Here is an 11,606-nt window from a genome sequence, read left to right on the forward strand (position 1 = left end):
CGTTCGCTTCCGTTCCCTCTCCACAGCACTCTCCCAATCTCGGCAGGAAAAGTGTCAACCGTATTCAGGACGGGTCACCCAAAACAAAAAAACCCCACGGGCTTGCACCCGTGGGGTTTTCGACTGAAGCGAGCAGTCTGGGCTGTCGGCCGAAGCCGACGGCCGGCGTGATTACATCATGCCGTCCATGCCGCCCATGCCGCCCATACCGCCCGGCATTGCCGGCGCCGAGTCTTCCTTCGGCGTTTCGGCGATCGCGCAGTCGGTGGTCAGCATCAGCGACGCGACCGAAGCGGCGTTTTGCAGCGCGGTGCGGGTCACCTTGGTCGGATCCAGCACGCCCATCTCGACCAGATCGCCGTACTCGCCGCTGGCGGCGTTGTAGCCGAAGTTGCCGTTGCCTTCGATGACCTTGGCCACGACGACAGAGGCTTCCTCGCCGGCGTTCAGTACGATCTGGCGCAGCGGCTCTTCCATCGCGCGCAGCACGATCTTGATGCCGGCGTTCTGGTCGGGGTTCTCGCCGGTCAGGCTCGAGATCGCAGCGCGGGCGCGCAGCAGGGCCACGCCGCCGCCGGGGACGATGCCTTCTTCAACGGCAGCGCGGGTGGCGTGCAGCGCGTCTTCCACGCGTGCCTTCTTTTCCTTCATTTCGACTTCGGTGGCGGCGCCGACCTTGATCACCGCAACACCGCCGGCCAGCTTGGCCACGCGCTCTTGCAGCTTCTCGCGGTCGTAGTCCGAGGTCGCTTCCTCGATCTGGGCACGGATCTGCTTGACACGGCCTTCGATCGCGGCGGCGTCACCGGCACCGTCGATGATGATGGTGTTTTCCTTGCCGATCTCGACACGCTTGGCTTGACCCAGGTCTTGCAGCGTGGCCTTTTCCAGCGTCAGGCCGACTTCCTCGGCGATCACGGTACCGCCGGTCAGGATGGCGATGTCTTCCAGCATGGCCTTGCGGCGGTCGCCGAAGCCAGGTGCCTTGACGGCGGCGGTCTTCAGGATGCCACGGATGTTGTTGACCACCAGGGTCGCCAGCGCTTCGCCTTCGACGTCTTCGGCGATGATCAGCAGCGGACGGCTCGACTTGGCTACTTGCTCCAGCACCGGCAGCAGATCGCGGATGTTCGAGATCTTCTTGTCGAACAGCAGCACGAACGGGTTGTCGAGCTGGACGACTTGCTTGTCCGGGTTGTTGATGAAGTACGGCGACAGGTAGCCGCGGTCGAACTGCATGCCCTCGACGACTTCCAGCTCGTCGGCCAGCGACTTGCCGTCTTCGACGGTGATCACGCCTTCCTTGCCGACCTTGTCCATCGCTTCGGCGATCAGCTTGCCGATCACTTCATCGCTGTTGGCCGAGATCGCGCCAACCTGGGCGATTTCCTTGCTGGTGGTGGTCGGCTTGCTCAGCTTCTTGAGCTCTTCGACGGCGGCGCCAACGGCCTTGTCGATGCCGCGCTTCAGATCCATCGGGTTCATGCCGGCGGCAACGTACTTCATGCCTTCGCGCACGATCGACTGGGCCAGCACGGTCGCGGTGGTGGTACCGTCGCCGGCGTTGTCGCTGGTCTTGGAAGCGACTTCCTTGACCATCTGGGCGCCCATGTTCTGCAGCTTGTCCTTCAGCTCGATTTCCTTGGCGACCGACACACCGTCCTTGGTCACGGTCGGGCCGCCGAAGCTGCGCTCGAGCACCACGTTGCGGCCCTTCGGACCCAGGGTCACCTTGACCGCGTTGGCCAGGATGTTCACGCCTTCGACCATCTTGTGGCGAGCGCTGTCGCCGAACACTACGTCTTTAGCTGCCATGTTCTAGATCTCCAGAATTCTGTACGGGAAATGTCCCGGGCGCGATCGCCGCAGCGGCGGAACCGGGCGCCCAGGGGGTTCCGGACGCGCGGCGCCCGGACAGCGACATCACTTGTTGATGACCGCCATGATGTCTTCTTCGCGCATGACCAGCAGTTCCTGGCCATCCACCTTCACGCTCTGGCCGGCGTACTTGCCGAACAGCACGCGGTCACCCACCTTGACGTCGAGGGCGATCGAGGCGCCCTTGTCATCCTTCTTGCCCGGGCCGACGGCCAGCACTTCACCCTGATCGGGCTTCTCGGCAGCATTGTCGGGAATCACGATGCCGGAAGCGGTCTTGGTTTCGTTGTCCAGACGCTTGACGATCACGCGGTCGTGCAAAGGACGCAGATTCATACGGACTCCTTAGTACAAGTGAGCATTTATTTGCAAAGTGGCCACCGCGGGAGTGCGGAGGCCCTTGAAATCGGCCGACAGATGCAGGCTACAGCACGCTGTTAGCACTCGCACCCGGCGAGTGCTAATTATAGGGACGGGGTCTCGGGTTTTCAAGACGAGGTCTGAATGCGGGTTTACCCGCATAAAGGAAGGAAAAACGACGCGGCCCCGCGCCGGGCAAGGCCGGACGGGCATTGTCTCTTATATTGTGTGCCCGGTATTTTTCAGCCGAATGTCGGCCCGGGAGCCGCCCGGTGGGTTCAGACCCCGCCCCGGAGCTGCGGCAGCACCGTCTGCGCGCAGGCGTCGATCCAGGCCTGCTGGTTGCCGCAGACGTTGTGCAGGAAGACCGCGTCGGCGCCCATCGCCAGGTCCTCGGCCAGCCAGGCGGCCTGTTGCGCGGCGTCGCAGGAGATCCGGACCGCGCGCTCGATGTCCTCCGGGGACACGGTGCCGGCGCGGGCATCGAACTCGGCCGGGGTCGCCAGGTTTGCCGCGGTCTCGCTGTCGAACACATTGGTGCGCCACTGCTCGTAGGCCATGCGGCGCGCCGCCTCGTCGCCCTGGGTCGGGTCGGCGTAGGCGATCTTGGCCTGGATATGGACCGGCTTGGCTTCGCCGCCGCCCTCGCGGAAGGCATCGATCACCGCGCGCATGGTCTCGCGCGGCGCCGAGATCGTGATCAGGCCGTCGGCCCACTGCCCCGCCCAGCGCGCGGTCTGCTCGGTCAGCGCGGCGGCGAAGATCGGCGGCGGACGCTGCGGCAGGGTATAGAGCCGCGCGCGATCGACCACGATGCTGCCGTGGTGCGTCACCTCCTCGCCGCGCCACAGCGCGCGCATCACGTCCACCGATTCGGCCAGCATGGTCTGGCGCTCCGGCTTGGGCGGCCAGGGCCGCCCTGTGATGTGTTCGTTCAGCGCCTCGCCGGTGCCCAGCGCGATCCAGAAGCGGCCGGGAAACATGGCCTCGAGCGTCGCCGCCGCCTGCGCGACCACGGCCGGGTGGTAACGGCCGAACGGACAGGCCACCACGCCGGCCGGCAGATCGACGGTCGCCATCGCGGCACCGAGCCAGGACCACGAATGGCCGCTCTCCCCTTGCCGTTCGCTCCAGGGATGGAAGTGGTCGGAGCTGCTGAGCGCGGTAAAGCCCGCCAGCTGCGCGGCGCGCGCGTAGCGCAGCAGGTCGCCCGGCGAGAACTGTTCGTGCGAGGCGTGATAGCCGATCAAGGGCATGGCGGACTCCTTGTGGGTTGTCATCGGCGCGCAGCCATCGGACTCAGCCGGCTGCGGCCGGGACCGGATAGGCGAGCGTGGTCATCAGCGCCAGCGCGGCCTGGCGCGAATCGAGCCGGGTGTGCTGGACGACGATCGGCACATCGGACTCGAACACGCTGGCGTAATCCGTATCCTCGGGGATCGGTTCGGGGTCGCGCAGATCGTTGAAGCGCAGATGCAGCGTGCGGCGGGCCGGCACCGTGACGCGATACGGGCCGACGGGCTCGCGGTCGGCATAGAAGATCGTCACGGTGACATTGGCCGGGGTATCGCCGGTATTGAGCAGGCAGGCCGCCTCGTGGCTGTTCAGTTGCCGGCTGGCGGCCGGGTCGGTCGGCGGCAGATAGCCTTCGGCAATGACCCAGCGCCGTTGTCCGATCGCTTCCATCGCGTTCTCCTTGTCGTTGGTCTCAGGGCGCAAAGCCCGGCCGCTGCCGCAGCCAGCGATAGCCGTAGGCGCGCAGCTTCAGGGTATGCGCGTGCTCCTGCGGCGGATATGGGCCATCGACCAGCATGTCGCGCAGCTCACTGAGGTCGACGTCGGCCAGCTTCACCTCGACGTCCTTGCCCGACAGATTGGCGAAAGTGAAGACCACCTGCCCGTCCAGCTCGTGCCGCAGCGCCAGCACCGAGGGACAGCCCACGTCCATCACCGTGCATTGGCCATAGCCGATCTCCGGCATGCCGACGCGCGCGCGGATCATCTTGCCGGTCCTGGCCAGCAGCGAATCGTCGCGCAGCGATTGGTCGTAGATATTGACCTTGTCGTAGGCGAACGGGCCCTCGCGGATCACGGGCACGGGCAGCGAGTCGGGATCGGCGGGCGAGAAGCCGCCATTGATTTCGTCGGACCACTGCATCGCGGTCCGTACCGCATGGCGCTCCTTCAGCGACAGGTCCTCGCCCATGCCGATCTCCTCGCCATAGCGCAGGATCGGCGTGCCGGGCAGCGAGAACAGCAGCGCATGGACCTGCGCGATGCGGCGCTGGTCGCCATCGAGCATCGGCGGCAGCCGGCGGCGGATGCCGCGGTTATAGACGCGCATGTCCTCGTCGGGAGCAAAGCGCTGCATCACCTCTTCGCGCTCGGCTTCGCTCAGTCGCTCCAGATCGAGCTCGTCGTGGTTGCGCACCCATACCGCGTATTGCGCGCGCTCCGGCGGATCGGGCTGCTCGCGCAGCGCGCGCTCGATGGGCTCGGCCTGTTCGCGCGCCAGCGCCAGGAACAGGAAGTTGTTCAGGAAGAAGTTCGACACCAGCGTCAACCGATGCCCCTTGCCGAAGTAGCGCGCGTAGTCCTCGGCCGGAACGTCGACCTCGCCGAGCAGCACCGCGTCGGAGCGGCGCAGCGTCGCGAACGCACGCAGGTCGTTCAGCAGCCAGAAGCCGTCGTCGCGCGGGTCCGCTTCCTTTGCCCCATCGATCATGTGCCCCGCCGCATCGATGCGGAATCCCGATACCCCCAGCCGCAGCCAGAACGACATGATCTCCTCGATCTCGGCGCGCACGGCGGGATTGGCGATATTGAGATCGGGCTGGTGCGAATAGAAGGCGTGCCGGTAGTACTGCCCCGCTTCCTCGTCCCAGGTCCACACGCTGTCCTCGACGGTGGGGAAGATCGGCTTGACGTCGGTCTCCTCGGGTTCGTCGGCCCAGACGTAGTAGTCCCGATACGGCGAATTGCGGTCGCGCCGCGCCTCCTGGAACCAGCGATGCTGATCCGACGTGTGGTGCGCCACCAGTTCCACCATCACGCGGATACCGAGTTCCTCGGCTTTCTCAAGCAGCGCGACCATGTCGGCCAGATTGCCGAAGCGCGCATCGACCGCGAGATGGTCGGTGATGTCATAGCCGCCATCGCGAAACGGCGACTGGTAGAACGGCGAGAGCCAGATGCATGTCACGCCGAGCCCGCGCAGGTATTCGAGATGCGCCGTCAACCCCTGCAGGTCGCCCCATCCGTCGTTATTGCCGTCGCGAAACATGCCGACGTCGATTTGATAGACGATCGCATTGCGGTACCAGAGCGAACGCATGGGCTCTCCTTCCTGACGATTGAACAGCGACAACGGCAACGGAAACGGAAACTGAAACGACAGCCGCCGGGACCGTGCGCACCGCCCATCTCGGTTCCGACCTCGGTTTCGACCTCGGTTTCGACCTCGTTTCGACCGCGGTTACGGCCGCAACGGCTCCAGCAAGACGCCCTGCTCCGGCTGCAGCATGCCGTCGAACCGGCGGTCCGAACCATCCGGCAGGCTGTCGATCGCGACGCGCCAGTCGCCCTCGACATCGAGCGGCAGCGGCCGCTCGGCGAAGTTGATGCAGACCACGCGCTCGTCTGCGCCATGCCGGCGGCGATAGGCGAGCACCTCGGGAGGCGACGGCAGTTCTTCCCTGTTGCCCAGGCGCAGCGCCAAACTGGCGCGGCGCGCGGCGATCAGGTTGCGGTACAGATGCAGCATCGACGAGGGCTGCGACCATTGCGATTGCACCGATAACGTGGCCGCCTCGGGCGGGAACGGCAGCCAGGTGCGCGCCCCGCGCCAGCCATGCGGGGGCGCAAAGTCCCACGGGATCGGTCCGCGCGGGCCGTCGCGTCCGCCCGGGTCGACCCGTTGGCCCGGCGCGACGGCCACGTCCTCCAGTCCCAGTTCCTCGCCCTGAAAGATGAACGGCGTGCCGCGCAGCGTCAGCAGCATCACCGCGGCGGCGCGCGCCCGACGCATGGAGCCGCCGTAGCGCGTGCGATGCCGCTCGTTGTCGTGATTGGACAGCACCCAGGTCGGCCATGCCTGCGCCGGCTGCAGCAGCGCATCGACCTCGCGGATGCAGGTGCGGAACACCACCGGGTCCCACGGCGCATCGAGCGGCGGGAAATTGAACGACATATGGAGTTCGTCGCCGGCGCCGTAGTACTGCACCACGGTGGCGGTCGAGCGGATATTGACCTCGCCGACCAGCACACGGTCGCCCGGATAGCTGTCGACCAGCTTGCGGATGCCGCGCAGCACCTCGTGGCTGTACGGGTCGTCGTTGAAGTCGGCCAGCGGTTCGCCGGCCAGGCAGCGCGGATGATCGGCGAAGGTCGGGTCCTTGCCGGTGCAATGCGCGACGTCGATGCGAAAGCCGTCGACGCCGCGATCGAGCCAGAAGCGCAGCACGCCGTGCATGGCCTGCACGACCTCGGGATTGCGCCAGTTCAGGTCCGGCTGCTGCGGCAGGAACAGATGCAGGTAGTACTGGCCGGTGGCCTCGTCCCAGGTCCAGGCGCTGCCGGCGCCGAGCGCCGCGCGCCAATCGTTTGGCTGGTCGCGCCAGATGTACCAGTCGCGCTTCGGGTTGTCGCGCGACGAACGCGATTCGATGAACCACGGATGCTGGTCCGACGTGTGGTTCGGCACGAAATCGAGCAGCACGCGCAGGCCGCGCGCATGCGCCTCGCCGATCAGCCGGTCGGCATCGGCCAGCGAGCCGAACACCGGATCGACATCGCAATAGTCGCTGATGTCGTAGCCCGCATCGGCCATCGGCGAGCGATAGATCGGCGAGATCCAGATCGTGTCGGCGCCCAGCGCGCGCACATGGTCGAGCCGCTCGATGATGCCGGCCAGATCGCCGACGCCGTCGCCATTCGCATCGGCGAAGGAGCGCGGGTAGATCTGGTAGACCACGGCGCTCTTCCACCAGAGCGAGGTGTCGCGCGTCGCTTCGACGGTCTGCGAGGGGTCGGGCGGCGGGCCAGGTCGGGCCTCGGCGGGGGCGGTGGTACGGACGTTCACATTCATGGGTTCGCTGCGGTCGCGGATGTCGTCCCGGCGTCGATGCAGCTTCCATGCCTGTTTGGCAGCGTCTTCGGTGTCGTCCCCAACCGAACCGATACAGGCACGGGGACAGCGGACCAGGATGGGCAAATCCTGCGCGCCCGCGGTAATTTTTTCCGATGGGGTCCGGCGTGACGGGTTGGCGAGCGGCAGGAATGCCGCAGAAGGGAGGCCGCCGGTGCGAAGGGCCAGGACAGCAGGCCGCGGCTAGGACAACAGGCCCGAATCCTCGATATAGCCCAGTGCCTGCCGAATTTCGCGGCGTGCCTTCAGGCTGTAGCAGACCTGCCTGTCCTGGACCGTCAGGGCCACGATGTCGGCCTGCAGCAGCTCCTGGAAGATCCGCCCCGCCCGGCGCAGCGTCAGACCCGCGGCGGCGGCCAGGTCGGCCGCCGGCACGCAGACGTCGCCGGCCTCCAGCAGCGCGCGGCAGATGTCGGCGCGCGCCGGATCGGTCAGCAAGGCATAGCTCAACGTGGCTTCCTGCTTCGGGTCCATGTCCGTACATTAGGCGCCACATCACACATTGGCAAGCCGCGTTCGGGGGATGACACACGCAGGACAAATTCGTCGTCCCCGCATGCGCAGGGACGACGTGGCGGTCTGGCGACCGACGCTGCTGCCGTCGCCTACGCCATCACGAACGGCAGCTGCCGCTGCCGCTTGCCGGTCAGCTTGAACACCGCGTTGGCGACCGCCGGCGCAATCACCGGTACGCCAGGCTCGCCAAGCCCGGTCGGCGGATCCTCGGACGGCACGAAGTGCACCTCGACCGGCGGCGCGTCGTTGATGCGCACCGGCGGGAAGTCGCCGAAGTTGCTGTTCTTGACCGCGCCGTTCTCGATCTCGATGGCAAACCCCGGCCGGATCATCGCCAGGCCAAACACGCAGCCTCCCTCGATCTGCGCGCGCGCCGACAGCGGATTGACCACGCGATTGGCATGCACGCCGGCGGTCACGCGGTGCACGTGCGGCTGCCCGTTCTGCAGCGAGACCTCGACCACATAGGCCACCGCAGAATCGAACGACTGGTGTACCGCGACACCCCAGGCGCGGCCCGCCGGCAGCTTGCGCTTGCCGTAGCCGGACTTCTCTACCGCCAGCTGCAGCGCCGCGCGCTGGCGCGCGCCCTTGACCGGATCGAGCTGCGCGAGCCGGTACGCGACCGGGTCCTGCCTGGCCACCGTCGCCAGCTCGTCGATCAGCGTCTCCTTGACGAACGCGGTGTGCGTATGGCCCACCGAGCGCCACCACAGCACCGGCACCTGCACCTTCGGGTGATGCACCGACAGCCGCAGCGGGAAGCCATAGTCGTGGTCGACGATGCCTTCGGTCATGGTGTGGTCGACGCCGTCCTTGACCAGGAAGGCCTCGAACGGCGAGCCCATCACCAGCGACTGGCCGACGATGGCGTGCTCCCAGCCCAGCACCTTGCCCCGCGCATCGACGCCGATGCGGGCGTGGTGCAGATGCAGCGGCCGGTAGTAGCCGCCGCGGATATCGTCCTCGCGGCTCCAGATGACCTTGACCGGCTCGCGATGGCCCTTGGCGACCCAGGCGCGCATCACCTGTGCGGCCTCGACCAGATAGTCCGCGCTCGGCACCGCACGACGGCCGAAGCCGCCGCCGGCCATCATCGTCACGATCGAGATCTGCTCGGGCGGCAGGCCGAAAGTCCTGGCCAGCGCCCCGTGGTCGACGGTCTGGAACTGCGTGCCGGCCCAGACCTTGACGCGGGCCGGCTTGCCGTCGGCCACCTCGGCCTGCATCGTGCAGTTCAGCGGTTCCATCGGCGCGTGCGCCAGATACGGGAAGCGGTACTCCGCCTCGACAGTGCGCGCGGCCCCGCCGAGGTCGAAGGCATCGGCGCGCGGCGTCTTGCCGGGTTGGCGCGCCAGCTTCGCGTATTCCTCGTACAGCGCCGCACTCGAAACCGTCGAGCCGCTGTCGTCCCATTCGACCTGCAGCGCATCGCGCCCCTGCCTGGCCGGCCAGTAGCCATTGGCGACCACGGCGACGCCGGTGCCGCCGCCATCGGTCGGCACCTCCAGCACCTCGACCACGCCCTTGACCGCACGCGCCGCGTCGGCATTGAAGCGGCGCACCTTGCCGCCGAAGCGCGGCGGCCGCGCGACCACGGCGACCATCAGGTTGTCGAGTTGCGTATCGATGCCGAAGCCGACCGAACCGTCGAGCTTGCCGCGCGTGTCCAGCCGCGGCGTCGGCTTGCCGATCAGCGTGAAGCGCGACGGATCCTTCAGCGTGACCTGCTGCGGCACCGGCATCTCCATCGCGGCCGGCGCCAGCTCGCCATAGGTCGCGCGGCGATTGCCGGCGGTGACCACACCTTGCGCGGTGGTGCACGCCGACGGATCGACCTGCCACCGCTGCGCCGCGGCGGCCACCAGCATCGCGCGGGCCCGGGCACCCAGCTCCCGATACTGCTGGTACGAATGCTTGACCGCGGTCGAGCCGCCGGTCATCTGAATTCCCATCGCCGGATCCTTGTACGGATCGCCGGCCGGCGCCAGCACTGCGCGCACATTGCGCCAGTCGACATCGAGCTCCTCGGCCAGCGCCATCGGCAAGGCGGTGTGCACCCCCTGGCCGAACTCGAGCCGGTTGACCGCGATGGTCACGGTGTTGTCCGGCGCGATCACGATAAAGGCCTGCGGCGCGGCGGCCGGACCCTTTGCCACAGGCGCCGCGGCTTCTTCGGCCGCCGCCGCGCTCAGCGGTGCGATGCCCAGCGCCAGTCCGCCGCCGGCCATGCCGGTCAGCTTCAGAAACGTGCGCCGGTCGATCCCGGCGCGCGGCGCGTCATGGCCGTCATGGTCATCATGGCCGTCATGGCCGTCATGGCCCCGATCGGCGGCGCCGCCGGATAGCGCGGCAAGCCGCGCCCCAAGTCGTTGCATTTGCATGGTGTCTCCCCGGACTCGATCAGCCCAGCGTGCGGGCGGCGTCCTTGATGGCGGCGCGGATACGCTGATAGGTGCCGCAGCGGCACAGATTGCCGGCCATCGCCTGGTCGATATCGGCATCTGTCGGCTTGCGCTTGTTGCGCAGCAGCCCGATCGCGCTCATCACCTGTCCGTTCTGGCAATAGCCGCACTGCGACACATCGTTCCTGACCCAGGCATCGAGCACCGCGCGGCCGACCTTGTCGGTGCCGGCGCCCTCGATCGTGGTGATACGCGCGCCCTGCAGCGCGGAGATCGGCGTCACGCAGGCGCGGATCGGCTGCCCGTTCAAGTGGACCGTGCAGGCGCCGCAAGCCGCAATGCCGCAGCCGAACTTGGTGCCGGTCATCTGCAGCTGATCGCGCAGCGCCCACAGCAGCGGCGTGCTCGGATCGGCATCGACCTGCATCGGCTTGCCGTTGATTTCCAGCGTCGTCATGGGGATCGTTCCTTGTCGTGCCGCCCCCGGATCGGACCACCAACCGCGCGCGCGGCGACAGAGGGCGGAATGTCGTGACGCGCGAAAACGACGCAAGCATAGTGCAAAGTCGCGCGCTTGTTATGGCCGGGATCGACGCTGTCAGCGGCGTGCAAGGTTGATGACAGGCTGGTGTCAGATTGGGCGAGATTGGGTGAGATTGGGCGAGATTGGGCGAGTGGGCGAGATTGGGTGAGATCGGGACCGAAAGCGACGTTGCGACGAACGACAGACGAAAAAACCGCCCGCATGGGCGGGCGGTCTGCGTGGGGCCGACGGGCGGTGTTCAGGCCATCGCGTTGCGCTGCGTCGGCGAGCGGCGCAGGCCCACCCACTGCAGGCAGGCAAACAGCAGCACGCCCCAGGCCTGCAGCAGCACGAAGGCGCTGCCCAGCCAGGTCGGCGACAGCCAGCCGGTGCCCAGCAGCAGCATGCAGTCGACGGCCCACAGCGCGTTGCAGACGATCACGGCCATCACCACCGCGCGCGGCATCGGCGAGCGGGTCGACAGGAAGCCGACGATGGCGGCGTAGGGCAGCAGCACCAGTCCGGCGTAACGCAGCCAGGGCGCCGGAATGGCGAACCAGTTCGACAGCACGGCGGCGTCGAACACCATCAGCAGGCCCATCAGGCCGCTGACAATGGCGTCGGCGAGCAGGACATGGCGCAGCAGGCGGGTCGGTTGGACGGTTTGCATGGTCGGTCTCCGTAGGGGTAAAGGAAAGGGGAAGGAATCAGGGAAAGCGGTTGCGATGGCTCCATCATCGTCAACGCCCGCGCGAAATGCGATGACCTGCGAGGTAAT

At 67.2% G+C, this 11,606-nt stretch carries 10 protein-coding genes; all 10 read right to left on the reverse strand.

Annotation, left to right across the window (positions count from 1 at the left end; all coding sequences use genetic code 11):
* Positions 1–171: 171 nt before the first annotated feature.
* Entirely contained in the window at positions 172–1,815 is a 1,644-nt protein-coding gene (groL, locus tag HTY53_RS20250) for a chaperonin GroEL (RefSeq protein WP_174108359.1), read from the reverse strand.
* Between the two features lie 108 nt (positions 1,816–1,923).
* Positions 1,924–2,214 carry a co-chaperone GroES gene (groES, locus tag HTY53_RS20255; RefSeq protein WP_149316897.1) on the reverse strand — a complete coding sequence of 97 codons (291 nt, stop codon included), beginning with the start codon at positions 2,212–2,214 and terminating at the stop codon, positions 1,924–1,926.
* Between the two features lie 302 nt (positions 2,215–2,516).
* Positions 2,517–3,494 (reverse strand): TIGR03885 family FMN-dependent LLM class oxidoreductase, encoded by a 978-nt coding sequence (locus tag HTY53_RS20260; RefSeq protein WP_174108360.1) that lies wholly within the window; start codon positions 3,492–3,494, stop codon positions 2,517–2,519.
* 43 nt (positions 3,495–3,537) lie between these two features.
* Positions 3,538–3,924, reverse strand: a complete 387-nt coding sequence (locus tag HTY53_RS20265; RefSeq protein WP_174108361.1) for a sensory rhodopsin transducer — start codon at positions 3,922–3,924, stop codon at positions 3,538–3,540.
* Between the two features lie 22 nt (positions 3,925–3,946).
* Positions 3,947–5,572, reverse strand: coding sequence for an alpha-amylase family protein (locus HTY53_RS20270; RefSeq protein ID WP_174108362.1), 1,626 nt, complete (start codon positions 5,570–5,572; stop codon positions 3,947–3,949).
* Positions 5,573–5,713: 141 nt separating this feature from the next.
* Positions 5,714–7,324, reverse strand: a complete 1,611-nt coding sequence (locus tag HTY53_RS20275) for an alpha-amylase family glycosyl hydrolase (RefSeq protein ID WP_174108363.1) — start codon at positions 7,322–7,324, stop codon at positions 5,714–5,716.
* A gap of 243 nt (positions 7,325–7,567) precedes the next feature.
* Positions 7,568–7,858: an ArsR family transcriptional regulator gene (locus tag HTY53_RS20280; RefSeq protein ID WP_174108364.1), complete on the reverse strand. Its 291-nt coding sequence runs from the start codon at positions 7,856–7,858 to the stop codon at positions 7,568–7,570.
* Positions 7,859–7,989: 131 nt separating this feature from the next.
* Positions 7,990–10,284, reverse strand: coding sequence for a molybdopterin cofactor-binding domain-containing protein (locus HTY53_RS20285; RefSeq protein ID WP_438820976.1), 2,295 nt, complete (start codon positions 10,282–10,284; stop codon positions 7,990–7,992).
* 19 nt (positions 10,285–10,303) lie between these two features.
* Positions 10,304–10,762, reverse strand: a complete 459-nt coding sequence (locus tag HTY53_RS20290; protein ID WP_174108365.1) for a (2Fe-2S)-binding protein — start codon at positions 10,760–10,762, stop codon at positions 10,304–10,306.
* Positions 10,763–11,087: 325 nt separating this feature from the next.
* On the reverse strand, positions 11,088–11,498 hold the full coding sequence (locus HTY53_RS20295; RefSeq protein WP_174108366.1) for a hypothetical protein: 411 nt from the start codon (positions 11,496–11,498) through the stop codon (positions 11,088–11,090).
* Positions 11,499–11,606 lie beyond the last annotated feature (108 nt).

It is taken from the genome of Cupriavidus gilardii (assembly GCF_013314895.1).
Lineage (GTDB): Bacteria > Pseudomonadota > Gammaproteobacteria > Burkholderiales > Burkholderiaceae > Cupriavidus > Cupriavidus gilardii_C.